Source organism: Klebsiella sp. Q11 (assembly GCF_964241505.1).
Lineage (GTDB): Bacteria > Pseudomonadota > Gammaproteobacteria > Enterobacterales > Enterobacteriaceae > Klebsiella > Klebsiella michiganensis.
In genome coordinates this window covers 281,334-303,654 of the sequence record NZ_CAXSXW010000005.1, presented here as the reverse complement: position 1 = coordinate 303,654, position 22,321 = coordinate 281,334, and the positions used below count along the sequence as shown (strand labels likewise).

The window sequence follows — 22,321 nt, the reverse complement described above, 5'->3', positions numbered from 1 at the left end:
CCGGGCTAGCCGGCGGCGGCTTCGCTAAAAATCACCTGCGCATCGGCAAAGCATTTTTCCGCCAGCGACGACACCGGCTCTTTGTTGCGCATGATCAGCGCCAGCATCGAGTCGACCTCCGTCTCGGGGATCGGCCTGATTTCCAGATTATCGCTTAGCGCTTCGAGGCCGTTGTTCAGCGGCATAATCGCGCAGCAGATCCCGGCCTGCACCGCCTGGATGATCTGAAACGTGGAGTCGCTTTCAAAAACGTATTTTGGCGCCAGCCCCTTGGCCTTAAAGCTCATCTCAATCGATTCACGGTAGTACATGCCCTTGGTCAGAAAGCCCAGCGGCAGCGCGGCCAGGGTATCCCACTCAGGCGTCGCGTCGGCAAACTGATAATGACGCCTATCGTGCAGCAGCCCCATGCGGGTATTCGGCAGCCAGACCACGTTGAACAGTTGGCTATCGACGTGGTGCAGATAGCAGATCCCCAGATCCAGCTGGTTGCGGCTAACGCCGTCGATAATCTGTTCCGAGGTCATGGACAGCAGACTGAACTGCAGTTCCGGGTATTTATCCGCCAGCGGCTTGATCAGCTGCATCGGATTCAGGCTGGCTAAAGGCACCATCCCGACTCTTAGCTGGCCGACCATCTGCCCGCGACAGATAGCCGCCTCCGCCTCCAGCCCGTCGTGCGCCGCCAGCAGCGCTCGCGCCCAGGCCAGAATACGCTCGCCCTCTGGGGTAAACCCTTCAAACCGCTGCCCGCGCTGAATCAGCGTCAGATTAAGTTCTTCTTCAAGATTGCGGATACGCATCGATAGCGTGGGCTGGGTGATATGGCAGGCCGCCGCGGCCTGGCCGAAATGTCGTGTTCTGTCGAGCGCAATCAGGTACTTAAGCTGTTTAATATCCATTATCATCCACTGTTTGCGCAATCTGCTGGCAGCGCAGCAGACAAAATGTTAGCTAAATGTTATGTTCTGCGTTGATGAAATTCAAGCGCCGGTGGACCGTTGCTCGTCCCGCGTGCCTGAGGCTACACTCATGCTATGCCCCGGCAGGAGAAACCGTTGAAAACTCGCCTTCATCACGTTCAGCAGCACCGGCTCACCATGCCGGGACTAGAAGCCATGTCGTTAGTCACGGAACAGAGTTTTCCGCGCCATGCCCACGACCAGTTCGGCATCGGGATTTTCACTCAGGGCGCGCAGCGTTCGTGGAGCCATCTGGGCAAAATTGAGGCCGCCGCCGGAAATATCATTATGGTTAATCCGGGGGAGATGCACGACGGTATCCCGCTGAATGGCCCGCGCAGCTGGCAGATGATCTATCTCGATCCCGAGCGGGTTGCCGCTGAATTTCAGGGGGCGATAAAGGCCGAAGATATTCTCCTGCGCCCGGTGGTCGAGGACCCGCAGCTGCGCGGACTGATGCAGCGGCTGTTTAGCGAGATTGTCACCAGCGCCCCCGAAGATACCGCCGTAGAAGAGGCGCTACTGCTCTGCCTGATGCGGGTAAGCCGATACCATCTCTGCGCACGGCGGCCTGATAAACGCGGTACCCCCTCCATCGCGCTGGCCAGGCAATATCTCGATGATGCCCCCGAAGAGAAAATCTCTCTCGAGGTGCTTGCTACCCTCTGCGGCCTCAGCCGCTTTCAGCTGATCCGCGGCTTCGCTCGCGAAACCGGCATCACGCCGCACGCTTATCTGGTACAGGCCCGCCTGCGTCTGGCGCGCCGCCTGCTCGCCGAAGGTCACTCCCCCGCCGATACCGCCTTCATGGCCGGCTTTGCCGATCAAAGCCATCTGACCCGCGCGTTTCAAAGGCAGTTCGCCATGACCCCAGGCAGCTATCAGGCGAGTCGCTAGCCGACGTTGTGCAATTTTGTTCAATACCGGCGCGCGGCTTTGCGAAATACTCAGGGCCTCGATTCTCTGCAACAGGAATGACATCATGGCGTTCATCACCCCTGAGTTTCTTTTGACTTCGCTGATTGTGGTCATCGCCCCCGGCACCGGGACGCTTTACACCATTGCCACCGGCCTGGCGGCGGGCAGAGGCATGAGTTTTGCCGCGGCCTTCGGCTGCACGCTGGGCATTATTCCGCATATGCTGGCGGCGATAACCGGGCTGGCGGCCATCCTCCACAGCACCCCCGGCGCCTTCGAGCTGGTGAAGTACGCCGGCGTCGCCTGGCTGCTGTACCTCGCATGGGCCACCCTGACCCAGCGCGGCAGCCTGAACGTGGAGGGCATCGAGCAACGCAACCCGCGCCAGGTCATCAGCCACGCGATTCTGATTAATTTGCTTAACCCCAAGCTGCCGCTCTTCTTTCTCGCCTTTCTGCCGCAGTTTATCCAGCGCGGCTCGGCTTCGCCGATCGGAGAAATGCTGATCCTGAGCGCCGTTTTTATGCTGATGACGCTGCTGGTTTTTATGCTCTATGGCGCCTTTTCGGCGGCGATGCGCGGATACGTGCTGTCGCGTCCGCGGGTGTTACAGGGGCTGAGAGCCTGCTTTGCCGCCGGTTTTGTCGGGCTGGGGATTAAGCTGATTCTGGCGCAGAGGTAGCGATTTTGCCCACGACGCGACGATCGCCGCGGGCAAACGGCGCTTTAGCGAAGCCCCGCCAGCGCGCGGATCTCTTTCGAGCGCAGCGTTAAACGGACGGGCGCCGATTTATACGACGGCGTGCCGCTCTCTTTATCGAGATAATCCAGAGGGACCAGCACGTTGGCTTCGGGGTAATAGGCGGCAACGGTGCCCGGCGCGATGCTGTAGGCGACCAGGGTGATATCTTCCAACCGCTGATGGTGGCCCGGCAGCGCGGAGCTGATATCTACCCGATCGCCGTGTTCGAATCCCTGCTCAGCCATATCCTGCTCGTTCATAAACAACACGTCGCGACGGCCAAACACGCCGCGGTAGCGATCGTCCATGGCGTAAATGGTGGTGTTGTACTGATCGTGGCTGCGCAGCGTCACCAGGCGCATCACGTCATGCCCTGCTACCTGCTGGTTCTCGTGCACCCCGTGAAAAACGGAAAACATCGCTTTGCCGGTCGGCGTCGGCCAGATACGCTCCGTCGGCGGCAGCGGCATGCGAAAACCGCCGGGATGGCGAATACGCTGGTTGTACTGGTCAAAGCCGGGAATGGTCTGCTCGATCAGATCGCGAATGCGATCGTAGTCGGCAACCAGCGACAGCCAGTCAACATTGCTTTCCGGCAGCGTCGCCATGGCCATCGCCGCGACAATCGCCGGCTCCGATCGCAGCTCTGGCGAACCGGGTTTCAGCTTGCCCGACGACGCGTGCACCATCGACATCGAATCTTCCACGGTGATTGACTGGCGTCCCGTCTCCTGAATATCGAGTTCGGTTCGGCCAAGGCACGGCAGGATAAAGGTCTCATTGGCCACCAGAAGATGCGAGCGATTCAGCTTGGTGCCAATATGCACGCTCAGATCCAGCCCCCGCATCGCCGGAAAAGCCCGTTCGCTATCCGGCATAGCCACCGCGAAGTTCCCGCCAAGGCAGAGCAGCGCTTTCGATTCGCCGTCGATCATCGCCTGTAGCGCTTTTACCGCATCGTGACCATGTTCCTGCGGCGGCGTAAAACCAAACACCCGCTGCAGGTTGGCGAGAAACTGGGGGCTCGGCTTTTCAGTGATGCCGACGGTACGGTTGCCCTGTACGTTGGAGTGTCCGCGCAGCGGGCAGATCCCGGCCCCCGGCTTGCCGATATTCCCGCGCATCAGCAGCAGGTCGGCTATCAGGCGTACATTAGAGGTGCCCTTATTGTGCTGGGTGATGCCCATACCGTAGGTGATAATCGTGGCGTTAGATTTAGCGTAAGCCGCCGCTACCCGTTCAAGATCGCCGCGCGTCAGGCCGGACTCGCGTTCAATATCCGGCCACGGCGTCGCGTCCACATCCTGCGCAAATTCGGTAAAGCCCAGCGTATGCTCATCGATAAACGCCCGATCCAGCACCTCGCCCTGCTCTGCTTCCAGCCGGAGCAGCGCCTTCGCGATACCCTTAAGCGCCGCCGCGTCGCCGCCCGCTTTGACCTGGAAATAGGTCGACGCGATGTTGGTTGAGCCGTAGGTCGCCATCTCAATGACGTTCTGCGGATCGGCGAAACGCTCCAGCGCCCGCTCTTTTAGCGGGTTGAAAACGATAATTGGTACCCCCCGGCGCGCCAGTTCGTGCAGCGTGCCCATCATGCGCGGATGGTTGGTTCCGGGATTGTGGCCGATAGAGATAACCAGCTCGGCCTTATCAAAGTCATCGAGGGAGACCGTCCCTTTACCGATGCCGATGGACTGCGGCAGGCCGACGCTGGTCGACTCGTGGCACATATTGGAGCAGTCCGGAAAGTTGTTGGTGCCATATTCGCGGGCAAACAGCTGGAACAGGAAGGCCACTTCGTTAGAGGCGCGCCCGGAGGTATAAAACTCGACTTCATTGGGCTGCAGCGTACGAAGAATGGCGCCGATGCGGGTAAACGCCGCGTCCCATGAGACCGGACGCAGGGTATCGCTGGCCTTATCGTAGGCCAGGGGCTGGGTTAAGCGCCCGTAGCCTTCCAGCTCAAAATCGCTGCGCGCCAGCAGCGACGTCACGGTGTTAGCCGCGAGAAACTCAGCCGTGACCCGTTTACTGGTGGCTTCCCAGGTCACCGCTTTGGCGCCGTTTTCGCAGAACTGAAACGTCGATTTATGCTCTTTGTCGGGCCAGGCGCAGCCGGGACAATCAAAGCCATCCGGCTGATTGGTCCGCAGCAGCGTGGCGGGGGCATCGAGCGCATCCATTTGCGTACGAACGGCGATAGCGGTGGCTTTTAAGGCACCCCAGCCGCCCGCCGGACCATCATAGGGATGGACGCCGGGAACGACGCGTCTTCTGTTACTCATGTTCACTCCTGATGCGCTTTCGGCGGCGTATGGCAGGTGAAACGCCGCACGATCTCTTATCACCCGTTACCAGCCAGGATAACGGGTGTTTTTGTTAACGAAAGCATAACAATCAGGGCGGTGACTGTATAATCAATGTTATCTATCACACGTTAGATTTAACTTATTTAACGAATAATAAACATACAAAAATCAGGTCAGATTGTAGTGGCGATCCGGCGCCAGTTTCTCCGGTAAGGGATGCTGGCCGGTCATATCCAGCAGGTTGCGCTCAATGGTGTTACACATCGCGTTCAGCGGCAAATCGTTGGCTGCGGTACCGAACGGGTCCTCCAGCTCTTCCGCCAGCGAATCCCACGACAGAAAGGTGTAGGAGATAAACACCGACACGAACGGCGTCATATAGTGAAGATCGCCGACCAGCGCAAACGGCAGCAGCGTACAGAACAGATACACGGTGCGCTGCAAAATGAGCGTGTAGGCAAAGGGCACCGGGGTGCTGGCGAGGCGCTCACAGCCGCCCAGCGCGTGCCCCAGCTCATCAAGCTTATTGTCCATCAGGCTGAAGGTGACATCGCCGATCTTCCCTTCTGCGCGCAGGCGCCCAAGCTCATCGCCTGCCAGCAGCAGAATGCGGTTGGTTGGCATCGAACTGGCGAGAATTTCCGCCACGCTTTGCGCCGGCAGCAGACGCGCTAAATCGGCGCTCGGATCCGTCTTGCGCAGCTGATGCTTCAGGCTCCAGCTAAACGCCACCAGGTAGCTCACCAGGCGTTGATGGGCTGCGCTTTCGGCCGGCAGGATATTCTTCAGCTGGCGCACCAGCGTTCTCTGGGCAATCAGCACCGTTCCCCACAAATTGCGCGCTTCAACAAAGCGGTTGTATCCGGCGCTATTGCGAAAGCCAAGAAAAATGGCAATGGCGATCCCCAGCAGGCTAAACGGCGCGACGGTAAGATGGATACCCAGCTGTTCGTACCATTGATAGCTGATGATCGCGATAATCGACATCATCAGGTTAAGCAGCAGGCGAAAGACGATTTTTGACAGCACGGAGCCGTGCCAGTCAAACAAGCGAAGGAACCAGTGTTGTTCTGGCCGGATAATCATTGTTTTACTTCCTGAAGTTTCGAACGAATAATAGATACTTTCTATTATGCGATTGCCTTTTTATATTGTTTAAAAACACGACACGGCGTCAGCCGGCTATTTATCAGCGATGAAAGAATAGCCGCTGGATTATGGTCCTTTTTTATTTCACAGGCAATATTATCCGCAGGCTGACAAAGCCCTTAAGTGTTCAGGGGAATAACCTAAGCGATAATCGCGTCGCTATCCGAGCGGCAAGGGTCAATATGAATCATCATATGCAGCACGTTTTGGCTGTTTAGCACCCGCGCGCGGGCCAACAGCGCAATATCGTGCCCTTCCGCCACCGATAAATCTCCCGGCACCTCGATATGTACATCGACCAGGATCCCATCGCCGGCGCGTCGGGTTTTCAGGTCATGCAGCGCCACGACGCCGGGCGTTGCCAGAATAGTGGTGATTATCTGCTGCTCGCTGTCGCTATCCACTGACCGATCCATCAAGTCATGGAGGGCGTCATACGAAAAGGTATAGCCCATGCGGGTGACCAGCGCGCCGACGGCCAGCGCGGCCACCGGATCGAGCCAGGCGAAGCCGGCCAGGTTACCGATGATGCCGACCGCGACCACCACCGACGAAGCGGCATCCGAGCGGGCGTGCCAGGCGTTGGCAATCAGCATGGACGACTGAATTTGTTTAGCCGCCCTGAGCATGTAGCGGAATAACATCTCTTTGGCGGTCAGCGCGGCGAGCGCCACCCACAGAGCGGTAATATGCACGCTCGGGATAGACGCCGGATGCAGCAGTTTGCCGCAGGCGGACCACAGCATACCCGCGCCAACCAGTAACAGCAGCGCGCTAATCACCAGTGAAGCGCCGTTTTCATAGCGCCGGTGTCCGTAGTGATGATCGCTATCCGAGGGTTTGCCGCTTTTTTTATTGGCCAACAGCACGACGAAATCAGCGACTAAATCGGAAAGAGAATGAATACCATCGGCAATTAATCCCTGCGAACCGGAAAAAACGCCCGCCAGAACCTGGGCGCTGGATAAAAAAAGATTGACCACCACGCTGACCAGCGTCGTTTTACGCGCAACCTGGGCGCGCTGACCATCGTCAGTCATTTTCGCCATGATGACTTCCCCGTAAAAAAAGAAATAACGTACGCGATTTGGCTTAATTTTTCCTGAATAATCCGCCGCCGTTAAGAGAATATTTACTTATTTTTATTGCTGTCAAATATATAAATGAGAATAGTTTGTTTTTAAAAAATATAGCCATGACAATAATAGCCATGGCTATATTTTTGGCGTAAAAACGCAGCCTGAATAATTAAAACTGATTCATCCGGCGCATTGCGCAATGATACGCGCCGTTACGCACCGACGCGCGCAGTACGCGGGCGACGCCGTGTACCGCAATTCGTGCGCTGTGCCGCTGCAGCGCGCTCATCGGCAAATTGAGCATCGCCTGCGCCCACGGCGGCAGCAGGTCAATCCCGGCGCACATCATCATTCGCCCGACGGGCTGACTCAGGCGCCCCGGCAGGCGGGTCGATAGCAGGACGTCGGCAACTTCCTGCGTTCGCTCATCGCAGCGCAGCGTTGGGCGCATATCCTGCAGGTAGTCGGCAACCTGTCGCGGCGTTACCGGGATATCCCGAGCGCCAAGGCGGCGGGCAATTTCGGCGGCCTCCTGATAATACTGCTCCTGGCGGGCGGCGCTGACCACGGTCCGCTTGTAGCGCAGGTGCGAGGCCATAAAGCTGCTGCATTCGGCGACATGAACCCAGGTGAGCAGCGCCGGGTCGCTGGCCTGATAGGGCGTGCCGTCTTTATCCTTGCCGCTCACCCGCAGGTGGATCCCCTGCACTTTTGCGATCAGCCGTTCGGCGTCGGCGGTGGTACCAAAGGTGGTGGCGGAAATAAACTGGCTGGTACGGCGCAGGCGGCCAAAGATATCTTCGCGGAAATTTGAGTGATCCCAGACGCCCGCCAGTGCCAGAGGATGCAGCATCTGTAACAGCAGCGCGCTGACGCCGCCGCAGAGCATGGAGGTAAAATCGCCATGAACCTGCCAGATGGCCGACTGCGGACCAAATAGCCCCGGTTCGCCTTTGGGGTGTTCAAAATCGATCTCTTTTAGCGCCATGCCGGTTAAGCCCAGAACCTGAGCTTCAATCATTCCGCGTATGCTGGTCATTACCCACCTGCTCTGATCCGTGAGCGAGAAAGATAGCATTTATTAACGCCGGGGGCATTTGCCAACGATGGCTTTTAGGGCAGGAGCGCCCGCCGATAGCGGGCGCCAGTGAGCTTATGGATTGAGCTGGTAGTCGAGGCTTATCTCCGCGTTCAGCACCTGCGACACCGGGCAACCGGCTTTGGCTTTTTGAATGATGCCGTCAAACGCATCGGCCTCAATGCCTGGCAGCACAATTTTACTCTGCAGCGCGATTTGGGTGATGGCAAAGCCGCCGCCGGACTTATCCAGCGTCACCACCGCCACGGTATCAATGGAGGTGGCGGTGTAGCCCTCTTCGCTCAGCATCAGCGAGAGCGCCATGGAGAAACAGGCGGCATGGGCGGCCCCGATAAGCTCTTCCGGGTTGGTGCCCTTGACGCCTTCGAAACGGGTGTTAAAACCATAAGGCTGCTGGTTCAGCGCGCCGCTCTCGGTCGAGACGGTTCCTTTTCCGCTTTTCAGATCCCCTTCCCAATGCGCCTGACCTTTCTTATGGATTGCCATAATATCGCTCCTTTTTTGATATGAAAGGGTTAAGTATAGAACCCCCTAAGGCATTTGGGCGGCGCGCGGCGTTTTTCAGATCAATCCGTCGGGATATTTTTACTCATATTAACGCCGGTAACGCGGAAACCCGCGGCGTCGTAGAGATGGCGCGCGCGCTGATTATCCCCGGCCACGCGCAGTTTAATTTGGCCGATCCCCTGGCTTTTCAGCGCATGCTCAAAAGCCGCCATCGCTTGTTTACCCAGGCCCTGTCCCTGAAACGCCGGATAAATATAAAAATCGCAGATAAAGGCGGAGCGCATTTCTTCGTCAGGCTTGTACCAGAGATAGCCGACCCGCTTTTCTGCGCCGTCACTGTCATCGAATAAGCAGCATAAAACCTGGCCGCGAGTATTGACGCCGTCGGGCAGATCCGCGGCGATTTCGCGCTGCGCCTGGGCTAACGCGGCCGCCGGCGAGAGCGCGTAATTGGCGGAGATTTCCGCCGCGTAGTCGGGGATAAAGTAGTCGAGATACGCGGGGTATTCCATATCGCGCATTGGGCGAAGCACTATCATTAAAGGGTTCCTTTTATATCGTGAGTTTGCGCCAGTTTCTGCTGAATATCACCGAGAAACAGCGGCAGCGCGGTTGGCTGATAGTCCCGAGAAAGGTAAATACCATATACGCTTAGCGCTTTTGGCCGCCAGGCCGGTAAAACCTGTTTCAGCGCCCCGCTGTTGAGCGCCCGCTGCGCCTCCAGCTCCGGCAGCATCGCGATGCCGCAGCCGGCGACCGCCGCCTCCATCAGCAGCGAGGAGATCCCGGCGCTAAGGTTGCCGGAAACCGCCACCGCCACGCTTTCGCCGCTGGCGTCGCTAAACTGCCAGGTCTGGCTGGCAAAATGGCTGTAATGCAGGCAGTTGTGACGAGCGAGATCTTCCGGCGTTTGCAGCGGACCGTTCTGCTGAAGCCAGCGCGGCGACGCGCACAGCACCGAACGACACACGCCAAGGCGGCGGGCGATAGCCCCGGGCTCCGGATTGTCGGTGATCCGAATCGCCACGTCGATCCGTTCGCCGATCAGGCTGACCGGGTGATTATTGATATCCAGCTCAAGGCGCAGCTGCGGATAACGGGCGAGAAAATCGGGTAGCAGCGGCGAAATCAGCTGCATCGCCGTAAAGTGAGCGCAGGCGACGCGCAGCGTCCCGCTGGGGATCGCACGCTCGCTTTGCCCGGCGATCTCATCCGACAGCTGCGTCAGGGTGCGCGTTTTTTGCAGCACTTTTTCCCCCGCAGCCGTGAGCGTCAGTTTGCGAGTTGAGCGATGGACCAGCCGGGTTCCCGCCCACTGCTCCATCTGTTCCAGATAGCGGCTGACCATCGGACGCGACATCCCCAGCGCGCGGGCGGCGGCGCTTAAGCTCCCCAGTTCACAAATGCGCATATACACCTGCGCGGCAATTACCCGATCCATAACTGATTTCCATCTGCACGTTTTATGAAACTCAGCATCTCTTTTTTCAGGAATTTTCGCAAATCATGAAATCCGTACAATAGCGCTCATTCACCTGACCAAGAGAAAACGAATATGAAATTATCTGCCCTTGCTATCGCGACCACGCTGTTCAGCACGTCAGTTCTGGCCGCGCCCCTAACGCTGCAAACCTACAACCCGCAGGAGAACGGCATTTTCGCGGTTAACTCCACCCTCGCCTCCGGCCCGCATGAAGCGGTGCTGTTTGACGCTCAATTCAGCGTCAAAGATGGCGAGAAGCTGGTTGAAATGATTAAGAAAAGCGGTAAAAAACTGACCCGCATCGTGATTACCTCCGGCGATCCGGACTTCTATTTCGGCCTCGAGCCGCTGGTGAAGGCTTTCCCGGATGTCAACGTGGTGGCGACCGCGGAAGTGGTTAAACACATTAACGCCACCAAAGCGGCCAAACTGGCCTACTGGGGCCCGCAGATGAAGGACGGCGCGCCGAAGCAGGTTTACGTCCCGCAAGCGCTGACGGCAAACACCTTCACCATCGACGGCGAAAAGGTTGAGATCCGCCAGCCGCAAAATTATGCCGCCTATGTCTGGATCCCGGCGAATAAAGCCATTCTTGGCGGGACCGGCGTGGCGTGGGGCATGCACGTCTGGACGGCGGATACCCAGAGCGTCGAAAGCCGCCAGCAGTGGATAAGTACGCTCGACGAGATGGCCGCGTTGCATCCGCAGCAGGTGATCCCCGGCCATTACCTGGGGACTCCGCCCGCAGGCGACCGCGCAATTACCTTTACCCGCGATTATCTGACCCAGTTCGAGCAGGCGCTCAACGCGCACAAAGATTCCGCCGGCGTTATCAAGGCGATGAAACAGCGCTGGCCGGGACTCGCGGAAGAGAGTTCGCTGGATCTGAGCGCCAAAGTGAATACCGGCGAAATGAAGTGGTAAGACTGGCTAACGTGCGGGTCTTTCTGCCGGATGGCGGGTGACCTCCTGTCCGGCCGACGAACCGGGGTTCGCTAAAAAGACTGTTCTTAATCTGCCGACTCAACGTTGCTAAACCCGGCAAAATGGGCCACGATGATTATCGCCGCGCTAAAAATGCGCGGCGTACTTAAGGGTTAAATTTCGTCCGACACCCGTCGGGCTTGTCCTTGAAACCGACACAGGATAAAGGAGTAAGAATGAAATCGAACCAACAGGCACGTCATCTTCTTGGTCTGAACTACAAGCTTTCTCAGCAGAAAAAAGTGCTGCTGGAAGGCGATGCGGAAACCACGGTTAACCATGTTCGCGCCACCGGCCGCAAGCGCCGCGGTGGCTAACTTTTCAGCTAAATGATGATAAAAACACCGTCCTCTCCCCGGGATGGTGTTTTTTTAAGACTATCGGCCTCATGTTTACCCTCCTTTGATGCCTTCTGCTTTATACTCTGCCCGCTGCCATTCCCTGCCAGCCCCCCGCCTGTCGCCGCGCCCGGGCTGAAGCGATTATCAAGGAGTTAGTGCGATGCAATTCACTCATAAGAAAAACCGCTCTCTATACATCCCTTACGCCGGCCCCGTGCTGCTTGAATTTCCGCTGCTCAATAAAGGCAGCGCCTTCAGCATGGAAGAGCGCAGCAGCTTCAACCTGCTGGGCCTGCTGCCAGAAGTGGTCGAAACCATCGAAGAACAGGCTGAACGCGCGTGGATCCAGTACCAGGGATTTAAAACCGAGATCGACAAGCACATCTACCTGCGCAATATCCAGGATACCAACGAAACGCTGTTCTACCGCCTGGTCGGCAACCACCTCGACGAAATGATGCCGGTTATCTATACCCCGACCGTCGGCGCCGCCTGTGAACGCTTCTCTGAGATCTATCGTCGCGCCCGGGGCGTGTTTATCTCTTATCAGAACCGCAATAACCTCGACGATATTCTGCAAAACGTACCGAACCACAACGTTAAGGTTATCGTGATGACCGACGGCGAACGTATTCTCGGCCTCGGTGACCAGGGTATCGGCGGGATGGGCATTCCTATCGGCAAACTGTCGCTGTATACCACCTGCGGCGGTATCAGCCCGGCCTACACGCTGCCGGTGGTGCTGGACGTCGGTACTAACAACCAGCAGCTGCTGGACGATCCGCTGTATATGGGCTGGCGCCACCCGCGCATCACCGACGACGAGTACTATCAGTTTGTCGACGACGTTATCCAGGCGATTAAAGCCCGCTGGCCGGACGTACTGCTGCAGTTCGAAGACTTCGCGCAGAAAAACGCCATGCCCCTGCTCAACCGCTATCGCCACGAAGTGTGCTCCTTTAACGATGATATCCAGGGAACCGCTTCGGTCACCGTCGGTACGCTGATCGCCGCCAGCCGCGGCGCGGGCAGCCAGCTGAGCGAGCAGAAAATTGTCTTCCTCGGCGCCGGCTCCGCGGGCTGCGGTATCGCAGAGCAGATCGTCGCGCAAATCCAGCGCGAAGGGTTAAGCGAAGAGGAAGCCCGTAAACGCGTCTTTATGGTTGACCGTTTCGGTCTGCTGACCGACGCCATGCCGAACCTGCTGCCGTTCCAGAGCAAACTGGTGCAAAAGCGTGAGCACCTGCAAGCGTGGGACACCACGAATGATGTGCTGTCGCTGCTCGACGTGGTGCGCAACGTCAAACCGGATATCCTGATCGGCGTTTCCGGGCAGCCGGGGCTGTTCACCGAAGAGATTATCCGCGAGATGCACAAGCACTGCCCGCGGCCAATCGTGATGCCGCTCTCCAACCCGACCTCCCGGGTGGAGGCCACGCCGCAGAATATCCTCAGCTGGACCGACGGCGCGGCGCTGGTCGCCACCGGCAGCCCGTTTGCCCCGGTCACCCTCAAAGGCAAACAGTACGTTATCGCCCAGTGCAATAACTCCTATATCTTCCCGGGAATTGGCCTCGGCGTTATCGCTTCGGGCGCATCGCGCGTGACCGATGAGATGCTGATGGCCGCCAGCGAAACCCTGGCGAAACATTCGCCGCTGGTGAATAACGGTGAAGGCCCGGTTCTGCCGGAGCTGAAGGATATTCAGAGCGTTTCACGCGCTATCGCGTTTGCGGTAGGCAAAATCGCCCAGGAACAGGGCGTGGCGGTGAAAACCTCCGCCGAAGCGTTGCTGCAGGCGATCGCCGATAACTTCTGGCAGCCGGAGTACCGGAACTACCGGCGCACGTCGATTTAACCGGAAGATGAGTCATACAGGGGGCCTGCTTTGCAGGCCTTTTTTTATTCTCATCTGGTCAAAACCACTTTCTCCCTCTACACTGCCAGCACCCATCAACTCACTGAATAAAAAAGGAGGATCCCATGTCGTACTGTGAAATGTTTTTTTCACGTGCATTTGGCGATCGCACCTGCTCAAGCGTTATCGGTATCGTGCTGCGATAACTTCAGCTTGAGCGAAGAAACCATAGACTAACTCCCTTCCCTCGGGCTTACCGGGTTATCGTCAGCGATGTTTGACGAGGCATTCACATGCCTGTAACTCTTGAGTAAGTTCACAATGAGCACATTACTAACTGCACAATCTCTTCATGTTGATACGGCGTTTGGCCCGCTGTTCACAAACCTCTCCTTTACCCTGAAAAAAGGCGACCGTATTGGCCTGATTGGCTATAACGGCTGCGGAAAAAGTACCCTGCTACAGGTGCTGGACGGCACGATCGTGCCCAGTTCGGGCTGCGTGGCGTTGGCCAGTCACTGTCTGATGGCGCGTGTGGAACAGCATCTACCCGATGCGCTGTTAGCGCAGCCCCTGCTGCAGGTAGTACTGGCGAAACTTCCCGCCCCTGAGCGTGAGAGTCAGCGCTGGCAAGCGGAGAGGCTATTGGCAGAGATGGGCTTTACGCCAGATGAGGCCGCGCAGCGGGCGTCAACCCTGAGCGGCGGTCAGCATACCCGGCTGCTGCTTGCCAGGGCGCTGATTCAGCAGCCGGATCTCCTGCTGCTGGATGAGCCGGGAAACCATCTCGACCTGCCGACCCTCCTGTGGCTGGAAAGCTTCCTGCAAACCTGGCAGGGGAGCTTCGTTCTGGTGTCGCATGATAATATCTTATTGGATGCTGTAACTAATTCCAGTTGGATCCTGCGCGACAGAACGCTGCACGCCTTCTCCCTGCCCTGCAGCGCCGCCCGCCGGGCGCTGGAAGAGCAGGACGCCAGCGATGCGCAGCGCCATAAAGCCGAGCAAAAGGAGATCGACCGGGTCGCCGCCAGCGCCAAACGGCTGGCTATCTGGGGTCGGACCTATGACAACGAAGATCTCTCCCGCAAAGCCAAGCAGATGGAGAAGCAGGTTCAACGCCTGAAGGAGAGCCAAACCGAGCTGACCATGGGCACCCCCTGGCGGCTGGCGCTCCACGGCGACATGCTGCGGGCTGACCGACTGCTGGAGATGGAACAGCTCCCCGTTCCCCCCGCGCCCGGTCTACCGGCCCTGTTTACCGCGGGCCTGGCTCGCCTGAAAAGCGGCGATCGGGTGGCGGTGATGGGCCGTAACGGCGGCGAGCGTTCGCGCCTGCTGTTCGTCGGCCTCTCTCTGGCGCGCTATAGCCTGCTGCTGCTGGATGAGCCCACCAACCATTTAGATATGGATGGCAAAACGGCGTTGGCGGCTACGCTGCGCGACTATCCCGGCGGCCTGCTGCTGGTGAGCCACGATCGCGAGCTCATTAACCGCAGCTGCAATCGCTTCTGGCTTATCGACGAGCGCGGGCTGAGCGAATGGCACAGCAGCGAAGAGGTGTATGAGATTTTGCGCACCGCCGTTCGTCGTCCGGCGACGCAGGCCGTGACGGTGAACAGTAGCGAACCGGAGGAGGACCAGGATGCGCTGCTGGAGCGGTTAGTCACGCTTGAGCAGCTGCTGGCCGACGATCTGGCGCGCAAACCAAAACATCAAAAACCGCAGTTGCAGGCGCAGTGGCGCAAGGAGATAACAACGATTGCGACGTTATTAGGCTAACAGGCGCTCTCCCGGCGCGGCGATCCGCGCCGGGAGATTATTCCGCGCCGGCAGGCGAAGCCGGTTTGACCCGACTAAACTGCTGCTCGGTCATCATCCGCCCCCACTGATCCCCCTGCCACGCTTTATCCAGCGTAAAGCCAAAGGATTCATACAGCCTGCGGGCGGCGTTCAGCCCGCTGAAGGTCCACAGCCGCACCGCGGCGAAGTTCTGGCTATCGCAAAAGGCCATCGCTTCATTCAGCAGACGTCGGCCAACGCCGCTTCCCCGGCAGCTATCGTCAAGGATAAACCAGCGCAGATGCGCTTCATTATTACCAAGATCCTCGCCGTCAATCGCCACCGATCCGACAATCTGCTCACCCTGAACGGCAAGCCAAACCCGGTTGCACGGTTTCTCAAGACGACCGGAAAACTCCGCTAGCCCGCTGGCCACTTTGCTCTCGAAAAAGTGACCAAATTCATAATGCTTCGCATAGTACTCGCCGTGCATCTGCGTAATGCGGCCAATCATTCCCGGACGATAGCCGGTAACGATATCAATCCTGGCGGTTAAGTCGATCATTTTATCTCCTCGTCAGAGCCAAGTGAGGCAATGGCCTCCCTTGGTACCCCTTGTCATCAGGCACAACAACGATCGTTCCATGAATCACGATAGACAATATTACCCTCCGTATACTTCCATGTAATTGCTTCATAACGCAATTCAAGCGTTTCAAGGTGAGTACTACTCATACCGTTAGGAGACAGGAATGGTGCGACCGTTGTGAATTTGACGTTTTCAAGAATGATATTGAAATACTCGGCCTCGATGCCCGATTCCAGAATGCGGTACATCTTAATTGTAGCCTTTTTCATGGTCCGGCCTTCACAGACCGCGCGGTATAGAAGTGGTGTTGTCTGATCAAATTCTTTCACTATCGTTATAGGGCGGTGAACGCGTGTACCTGTAAGTTTTCCCCAGCTCGGGTCAACCGGAATAGTGACACCGTGAGAGAATGATTTTAATTCGATTGAACCCAGGCGAAGTGGCATTAGGCAACTGCCAACAATCGGCGAACCATTTTCATCTTCGAGCCATAAATGTGCGGGTGTAGACATAGCATTTCCTTATAAATAAATGTCAAACAATGCTAAATTTTGATGTTTTGATGATTACCATTTCACGTATCGATAAAAAACAACGATCACAAAAATGCAGAATATGGGGACAGGCCATATTGGTCCATCAGGGAAAATTTGAAAAAGGACAATTGCAAATAAAAGTGTCAATAAGGCAGGACCGTACATCGATATCAATGACCTGAATATCCGTCTGAAAAACCTTTTAATAAGACTCATCATGATTATCGAATCATCCTGGTGATGATGTCTGCAATCTCACCATCCGATACCCATTGTGCATTAAACGCCTCAGCTCGTTCAAACAATGGCTCTATCAGGAAGTACATCATTTCCAGCTCTTGTGCATATAGCGCCGAGTAGTACGCTGGACAAGTAATATGAAGACGACGCGCACTATCTGCCGCTTTCTGCACAACGCCATATAAACCAATAACCCCAACAACACCTCCCGCTCTTCTCCCTGCCAGTGCACTGAGTTCAAGGCTTAAATTCATGCCTGCAGCGACAAATGATGCTGTTGCTAAAGCAAATCCTGTATTTGTGAGTGAACTTGCGGCAATATGAATATTTACTGCCATTAACAGTTGTTTGATGTGCTCTAGTTGATCGGACGTTTTGTATCGGAATACTTCTTCAAAGTAAATCCTAAGCATTTCATACACAACATCTCCATGTCTTATAATATGATAAACGCCTTTAGTAAATCGGATATCTTCGGACTTTTGTTTCTGGCATACGTCCTGATATTCATCAGTAAAGCAGGATGTATAATACAGCACACGCATTGCGCCTGCACCGATCCTTTCAATCTGATTTGATACGTCTTTTCCTACATCCTTTAATGCGTGGTCGAGTTTTAACGCAAGAATTTTATTAGCCTGCAAATAACTTATAACTTCATTTCTGTAGTACATAGCCGCTCCTTGCTTATTTCATTAAATCCGGTTAACCATTATTTCCCACGAGAAAGCGTCCGATAGACCGTGGGGCGGGAGACGGAGAATAATTCAGCCAAGTACTCGCCGCTTCCGCGCATCATGCAAAGCTCTTTCTGCTGTTTATCTGACAGCTTCGGCTGCTTCCCCCGCAGTTTTCCTTTAGCCCGGGCGATGGCCATCCCTTCGCGCGTGCGAAGACGTATCAGGTCGCCTTCAAACTCGGCAAACGTCGCCAGCACATTAAAGAACATCTTACCCATCGGATCTGCAGGGTCGTAGAGGCTGTTGCCCAGCGCCAGCTTCACGCCACGGGCCTGAAGGGCATCAGCAATATCTCTTGCATCCGGAACTGAACGGGCCAGCCTGTCCAGTTTCGGTACGACCAGCGTGTCTCCCTGGCGAACTGCCGCCTGAGCCAGATCCTGGCGGTCAGTTGAACATCGGGCATAGCCAATGCGTATTTCTGTCATAAATATGTACGTATAAGGGCCGTGAAAGAGATTTATATCGTACCAGTGATATGAGACAACGTCAGCAGTGAGATTGACCTGGACTTATTACCCGTGAAAAAAGCAATTTCGAGCGCATCGTCGCCACGCTGGGGCTGAAGAAAAGGACGCAGGGTAACGGAAATTTCGGCGGTTCCGGCGTAGTCCCCCGTATTACCTCACTCTGCGGAGAATAAAGCGAAGAAAAAGCGACAGGCACCGGGCGATGCCTGTTTTTCCGCTTATTGCGGATTTTTCTCTTTCCAGGCATCCCATGCCGCTTTAATTTCTTGCTTCGCGGCGGCGGCATCGTTAAAGCCGTACAGCTCCACTTTTTTACGCCCTTCCGGCAGCTGTTTGTAAACGCGGAAGAAAGCCTGCAAACGCTCCTGCTCGATTTTCGGCAGATCGCCGATGGTGTTGATGTCATCGTAGGTTGGGTCGATTTTGCTTGCCGGAACGGCAATGATTTTGTCGTCCTTCTCGCCGCCATCAATCATCTTGAGCACGCCAATCGCGCGCAGCTTAATCAGCGTTCCCGGCGCCATCGGCGCGCGGGTATAAAACACCACGTCCAGCGGATCGCCATCCCCTGCCAGGGATTGCGTCAGCGAACCGTAGTTAGCCGGATAGGCCACCGGCATTGACTGGAAACGATCGGCGATTAGAAAGCCGGTTTTGGCGTCGGTTTCATATTTGATAATGCCGCCCGCGGGAATTTCAGTCACGGCATAAAACTCTTCAGGATTGTTTTTCGGCTGCGGGAAATCCAGTACGTTCTGCGCCTGAACGGTAGCTGAAAGCAGAAGGCCTGAGGCAAGGAGTGTTTTTACCAGATGCATTGTCGTGTCGCTCTATCGTAATAAGAAATTGAAAAGCAGAACGATAGAGGCCGCAAATGAAGCGTGTATGACGTAACGATGACAGTGATGTGACGCGAATTTCATTAATAATTCTGATTAAAAAATCGGCGCACCAAGCTCACCCCGGCAAGGAATATCTATTATTCCCTTGATTTAATGAAGATTTAAGCTAAACCTTAGCATGCGTAAAAAACAAAATTGTGTTAATACGCTTATGTTCAATAAGGAGAACAGAATGAAAGCTGCTGTCGTCACGCAAGATCATCAGGTCAATGTTACGGAAAAAACGCTTCGTCCCCTGCAACATGGCGAAGCCCTTTTAAAAATGGATTGCTGCGGCGTATGTCACACCGACCTGCACGTTAAGAACGGCGACTTTGGCGATAAAACCGGGGTCATTCTGGGCCATGAAGGCGTGGGCGTTGTGCAGCAGGTCGGCCCCGGCGTTCATTCTCTGAAGCCGGGCGATCGCGCCAGCGTGGCGTGGTTCTTCGAAGGCTGCGGGCATTGTGAATATTGTAACAGCGGCAACGAAACGCTGTGTCGCTCGGTGAAAAATGCCGGTTACACCGTGGATGGCGGTATGGCGGAAGAGTGTATCGTCATGGCCGATTATGCGGTCAAAGTGCCGGACGGGCTCGATTCTGCGGCGGCCAGCAGCATCACCTGTGCGGGCGTCACCACCTATAAAGCGGTCAAAGTCTCACATATCAAACCCGGCCAGTGGATTGCCATTTATGGCCTCGGCGGCCTCGGCAATCTGGCGCTGCAGTATGCCAAAAACGTGTTTAACGCCAAAGTCATCGCCCTTGACGTTAATGATGAACAGTTGAAGCTGGCCGCGGAAATGGGCGCGGACCTGACCATCAACTCCCGCAGCGAAGACGCAGCCAAAATTATTCATGAGAAAACCGGCGGCGCGCATGCCGCGGTGGTAACCGCCGTCGCCAAAGCGGCGTTTAACTCAGCGGTGGATGCGGTTCGCGCGGGTGGACGCGTGGTGGCGGTAGGCCTGCCTCCGGAAGCGATGAGCCTGGACATTCCGCGTCTGGTCCTCGACGGTATCGAAGTGGTGGGTTCGCTGGTCGGTACCCGTCAGGACCTGACCGAAGCCTTCCAGTTTGCCGCGGAAGGGAAAGTCGTACCGAAAGTGACCCTGCGTCCGCTGGACGATATCAACGCCATCTTCAAAGAGATGGAACAGGGACAGATTCGCGGCCGTATGGTCATTGATTTCCGCCGCTAATCTTCGGACCTCTCCCGCTACGGGAGAGGTTTAATTGTCCCTTTACACGCACGGCCCCGTTGCGCAACCGTACATCATCACCAGCGGAAATAGCGGCACCAGCGGAATCAGGGCAATCTCTCCCAGAGGGCTAATGGTCTGCGTTTTATCGTTAATTGACACGACGACGGGTCTGGCAAGCCGATAAGCGTCATCCAGCTCATTGGGATCAACGGTTGACCAGAAACCGGTCGCTTTAAACAGTACGCCAAGATGGTCGTTGTCCAGCGCGGTCGCGTGATACTGGCTGGTTAACAGACTTAGCTGACTGGCATCCAGCCTTCGCTTGTCGAGCACCACCAGATATTCCGCAACAACCTCATGCTGTTTCACGACAAAATTCACCCGTACGCCGGATGCGACCTTATTGAAGCGTTCGTAGAAAGTATTATAACGCTGGTACTCCTGCGGCACCCCTTTACGGAAGAATCGATAGCTGTATTTGTTTGAATTGGCAATAATGCCCGACTCAATAGGTTTAACCTTAATAATGGTATCGGTAGAGGGCAAATTGGGTGCGCTGGTACAGCCTGCCAGCACCGTCATCGCCAACATCAGTAAATACTTCAGCATCGTCGCTATCCCTTTATTACGCTGACTATCTCTCAGTCATTAAATTATCCAGCACGAGTTTCAGCTGAAAGGCATGTAAATACCAGCCCCTAAAAATCGAGCCGGGTATAAATGCTTTTTATGCAAATGCTTAGCGCAAATCCTTACTTCCTTTGTTAAAACGCGCGCCCGATGATGGCCAAACAAGAGATAACAAAGGAATTCACCATGCACACCCGTTTTCGCCTGCCCGCGCTGGCGGCATTGTTTTTGAGCGGCGCGTTTTCCGCGTGGGCCGCCGACGCGCCGGTTAAAGGCGGCACGTTAATTTATCTGGAGCAGCAGCCGCATACCAATCTTTATCCCCCGGCCGGAGGCTTTTACCCTAACGGCGGTATTCTTAATCAAATAACCGATAAGCTGACCTGGCAAAATCCAAAAACCTTACAAGTCGAACCGTGGATAGCCGAAAGCTGGAGCGCCAACGCGGATAAAACCGAATATACCTTTAAGATTCGCCCTGGCGTCACCTTTTCTGATGGCACCCCGCTTGACGCCAATGCGGTTGCCAAAAACTTTGATACCTACGGTCTCGGTAATAAAGCGCACCGCCTGCCGGTGTCCGAGGTGATTAATAACTACGATCGCAGCGAAGTCATCGATCCGCTGACGGTTAAGTTCTACTTTAAAAAGCCCTCGCCGGGATTTCTGCAGGGCACCGCGACCATCGGCTCCGGGCTGGTTTCCCTGAGCACCCTGGCGCGAAATTTTGAAGAGCTGGGCGACGCCCGCCATATTATTGGCTCCGGGCCTTTTACGGTTAAAGATGAAAAGCCGGGACGTGAACTCGCTCTGGTCGCACGTCAGGATTATCAATGGGGGCCGAAAAGCCTCGCCCAGCAGGGGCCAGCGAATCTCGACGGCATAACCTATATCGTCACCCCGGAAGATGGCGTACGCGTTGGCGCGCTGCTGGCAGGCCAGGCCGATTTTATTCGCCAGGTGCAGGCCTATGATGAAAAGCAGGCAACCGATCGGGGCTTTAAAATCTATGCCGCCCCGACGCGCGGCGTTAACGACAGCCTGAGCTTCCGCCCGGATAATCCGCTGGTTGCCGACCTGCGCGTTCGTCAGGCGCTGCTGCACGCCACCGACGCCAGACAGGTGGTTGAAACCCTGTTCTCCGCCAACTATCCGCAGGCGACCTCCGTCGTCGCCAGCACCGCGGCCGGATACGTTAACCTCAGCGATAAGCTGGTTTTCGATCCGGCCAAAGCGAAACAGCTGCTTGATGAGGCGGGCTGGAAACCGGCCGCCGACGGTATACGGGTCAAAGATGGCCAGCGCCTGGCATTAACCGTCTATGAATCCCTGCCCCAGCCGCAAAACAAAGAGGTACTCCAGCTTGTCGCCCAGCAGTGGCGCCAGGTCGGCGTTGCGCTGGCGGTCAAAGCCGGTGATGCCGGCAGCCGTACGCTGGACAGCCTCGACCCGTTGAAAACGCCGCTTACCGTGTCGGAAGTGGGCCGCGCCGACCCTGACGTGGTGAAAAGCATGTTCTTCCCCGCTAACCGCGACGCGCTGCTGCAAAAAGGCGGCTCCAGCGACAAAGTCCAACGCTTCCGCGACGATAAGCTCAACGCGCTGCTGACCGCGATCTCAGCCGAAGTCGAGCCGCAAAAACGCCTCCAGCTCACCGGCGACGCCCAGCGCTACCTGCTGGACAACGCCTACGTGATCCCGATATTTGAAGAGCCGCAGGTCTTTGCCGGCGCGCCGTGGGTGAAAGGCGTCAGTTTTGAAGCGGTAGGCCGCCCGTCGTTCTACGGCGCGTGGCTGGAAAAGCACTAAGGAGCC

22 protein-coding genes and 1 pseudogene are annotated in these 22,321 nt (G+C 56.2%); 8 read left to right on the top strand and 15 right to left on the bottom strand.

The window, feature by feature from the left end; translation table 11 throughout:
• Positions 1-5: 5 nt before the first annotated feature.
• A complete protein-coding gene (locus ACESQ2_RS10450; protein WP_046878361.1) occupies positions 6-902 on the bottom strand; it encodes a LysR family transcriptional regulator in 897 nt (298 codons plus the stop codon).
• A gap of 156 nt (positions 903-1,058) precedes the next feature.
• On the opposite strand from ACESQ2_RS10450, the gene ACESQ2_RS10445 reads away from it, so the two are divergent.
• Together ACESQ2_RS10445 and ACESQ2_RS10440 are read left to right on the top strand one after the other, a co-directional pair.
• Positions 1,059-1,859, top strand: a complete 801-nt coding sequence (locus ACESQ2_RS10445) for an AraC family transcriptional regulator (RefSeq protein ID WP_046878362.1) — start codon at positions 1,059-1,061, stop codon at positions 1,857-1,859.
• An 85-nt stretch (positions 1,860-1,944) separates the two neighbouring features.
• Positions 1,945-2,562: a LysE family translocator gene (locus ACESQ2_RS10440; protein WP_077255408.1), complete on the top strand. Its 618-nt coding sequence runs from the start codon at positions 1,945-1,947 to the stop codon at positions 2,560-2,562.
• Between the two features lie 44 nt (positions 2,563-2,606).
• Here the strand turns inward: ACESQ2_RS10440 and ACESQ2_RS10435 are convergent, their stop codons facing one another.
• From ACESQ2_RS10435 to ACESQ2_RS10405, 7 genes are all read right to left on the bottom strand, one after another.
• On the bottom strand, positions 2,607-4,907 hold the full coding sequence (locus ACESQ2_RS10435) for an FdhF/YdeP family oxidoreductase (RefSeq protein ID WP_373170368.1): 2,301 nt from the start codon (positions 4,905-4,907) through the stop codon (positions 2,607-2,609).
• 192 nt (positions 4,908-5,099) lie between these two features.
• Complete coding sequence (locus ACESQ2_RS10430; protein WP_014229301.1) at positions 5,100-6,017, bottom strand: bestrophin family protein; 918 nt, start codon at positions 6,015-6,017, stop codon at positions 5,100-5,102.
• 203 nt (positions 6,018-6,220) lie between these two features.
• Entirely contained in the window at positions 6,221-7,129 is a 909-nt protein-coding gene (locus ACESQ2_RS10425) for a cation diffusion facilitator family transporter (protein ID WP_373170367.1), read from the bottom strand.
• Positions 7,130-7,328: 199 nt separating this feature from the next.
• Positions 7,329-8,198 (bottom strand): oxygenase MpaB family protein, encoded by an 870-nt coding sequence (locus tag ACESQ2_RS10420; protein ID WP_049070701.1) that lies wholly within the window; start codon positions 8,196-8,198, stop codon positions 7,329-7,331.
• A gap of 114 nt (positions 8,199-8,312) precedes the next feature.
• Positions 8,313-8,744, bottom strand: a complete 432-nt coding sequence (locus ACESQ2_RS10415) for an OsmC family protein (RefSeq protein ID WP_004138064.1) — start codon at positions 8,742-8,744, stop codon at positions 8,313-8,315.
• 80 nt (positions 8,745-8,824) lie between these two features.
• Complete coding sequence (locus tag ACESQ2_RS10410) at positions 8,825-9,304, bottom strand: GNAT family N-acetyltransferase (RefSeq protein WP_046878365.1); 480 nt, start codon at positions 9,302-9,304, stop codon at positions 8,825-8,827.
• The gene (locus ACESQ2_RS10405) at positions 9,304-10,206 is read right to left on the bottom strand and encodes a LysR family transcriptional regulator (protein WP_373170365.1); all 903 of its coding nucleotides are present in this window, start codon (positions 10,204-10,206) and stop codon (positions 9,304-9,306) included. The genes ACESQ2_RS10410 and ACESQ2_RS10405 overlap by 1 nt, the downstream gene beginning before the upstream one ends.
• 114 nt (positions 10,207-10,320) lie before the next feature.
• Between ACESQ2_RS10405 and ACESQ2_RS10400 the strand changes: the two genes are divergently transcribed.
• The 4 genes from ACESQ2_RS10400 to ACESQ2_RS10385 all read left to right on the top strand — a co-directional run bounded on the left by ACESQ2_RS10400 (position 10,321) and on the right by ACESQ2_RS10385 (position 15,213).
• Positions 10,321-11,172, top strand: a complete 852-nt coding sequence (locus ACESQ2_RS10400) for a Vmh family MBL fold metallo-hydrolase (protein ID WP_032695033.1) — start codon at positions 10,321-10,323, stop codon at positions 11,170-11,172.
• Between the two features lie 236 nt (positions 11,173-11,408).
• Positions 11,409-11,549 (top strand): stationary-phase-induced ribosome-associated protein, encoded by a 141-nt coding sequence (gene sra / locus ACESQ2_RS10395; protein WP_004101955.1) that lies wholly within the window; start codon positions 11,409-11,411, stop codon positions 11,547-11,549.
• Between the two features lie 184 nt (positions 11,550-11,733).
• Positions 11,734-13,431, top strand: coding sequence for an NAD-dependent malic enzyme (locus ACESQ2_RS10390; protein ID WP_014229295.1), 1,698 nt, complete (start codon positions 11,734-11,736; stop codon positions 13,429-13,431).
• Positions 13,432-13,752: 321 nt separating this feature from the next.
• Entirely contained in the window at positions 13,753-15,213 is a 1,461-nt protein-coding gene (locus ACESQ2_RS10385) for an ATP-binding cassette domain-containing protein (RefSeq protein WP_373170363.1), read from the top strand.
• A gap of 37 nt (positions 15,214-15,250) precedes the next feature.
• Here ACESQ2_RS10385 and ACESQ2_RS10380 read toward each other — a convergent pair.
• From ACESQ2_RS10380 to ACESQ2_RS10355, 6 genes and pseudogenes are all read right to left on the bottom strand, one after another.
• Positions 15,251-15,757, bottom strand: a pseudogene (locus ACESQ2_RS10380) (GNAT family N-acetyltransferase); the annotation flags it as partial.
• 77 nt (positions 15,758-15,834) lie between these two features.
• Positions 15,835-16,314, bottom strand: coding sequence for a type VI secretion system tube protein TssD (locus ACESQ2_RS10375; protein WP_042934095.1), 480 nt, complete (start codon positions 16,312-16,314; stop codon positions 15,835-15,837).
• 54 nt (positions 16,315-16,368) lie between these two features.
• A complete protein-coding gene (locus ACESQ2_RS10370) occupies positions 16,369-16,557 on the bottom strand; it encodes a hypothetical protein (RefSeq protein ID WP_042927132.1) in 189 nt (62 codons plus the stop codon).
• A gap of 2 nt (positions 16,558-16,559) precedes the next feature.
• On the bottom strand, positions 16,560-17,252 hold the full coding sequence (locus ACESQ2_RS10365) for a hypothetical protein (RefSeq protein ID WP_286114201.1): 693 nt from the start codon (positions 17,250-17,252) through the stop codon (positions 16,560-16,562).
• 38 nt (positions 17,253-17,290) lie between these two features.
• On the bottom strand, positions 17,291-17,746 hold the full coding sequence (locus ACESQ2_RS10360; protein WP_046878369.1) for a recombinase family protein: 456 nt from the start codon (positions 17,744-17,746) through the stop codon (positions 17,291-17,293).
• A gap of 260 nt (positions 17,747-18,006) precedes the next feature.
• The gene (locus ACESQ2_RS10355; RefSeq protein ID WP_373170361.1) at positions 18,007-18,606 is read right to left on the bottom strand and encodes an inorganic diphosphatase; all 600 of its coding nucleotides are present in this window, start codon (positions 18,604-18,606) and stop codon (positions 18,007-18,009) included.
• A gap of 256 nt (positions 18,607-18,862) precedes the next feature.
• Between ACESQ2_RS10355 and adhP the strand changes: the two genes are divergently transcribed.
• Positions 18,863-19,873: an alcohol dehydrogenase AdhP gene (gene adhP / locus ACESQ2_RS10350; protein WP_046878370.1), complete on the top strand. Its 1,011-nt coding sequence runs from the start codon at positions 18,863-18,865 to the stop codon at positions 19,871-19,873.
• Between the two features lie 42 nt (positions 19,874-19,915).
• Here adhP and ACESQ2_RS10345 read toward each other — a convergent pair whose 3' ends face one another.
• Entirely contained in the window at positions 19,916-20,485 is a 570-nt protein-coding gene (locus tag ACESQ2_RS10345) for a hypothetical protein (protein WP_014229290.1), read from the bottom strand.
• A gap of 207 nt (positions 20,486-20,692) precedes the next feature.
• On the opposite strand from ACESQ2_RS10345, the gene ACESQ2_RS10340 reads away from it, so the two are divergent.
• Positions 20,693-22,315, top strand: a complete 1,623-nt coding sequence (locus tag ACESQ2_RS10340; protein ID WP_049070707.1) for a TIGR04028 family ABC transporter substrate-binding protein — start codon at positions 20,693-20,695, stop codon at positions 22,313-22,315.
• Positions 22,316-22,321 lie beyond the last annotated feature (6 nt).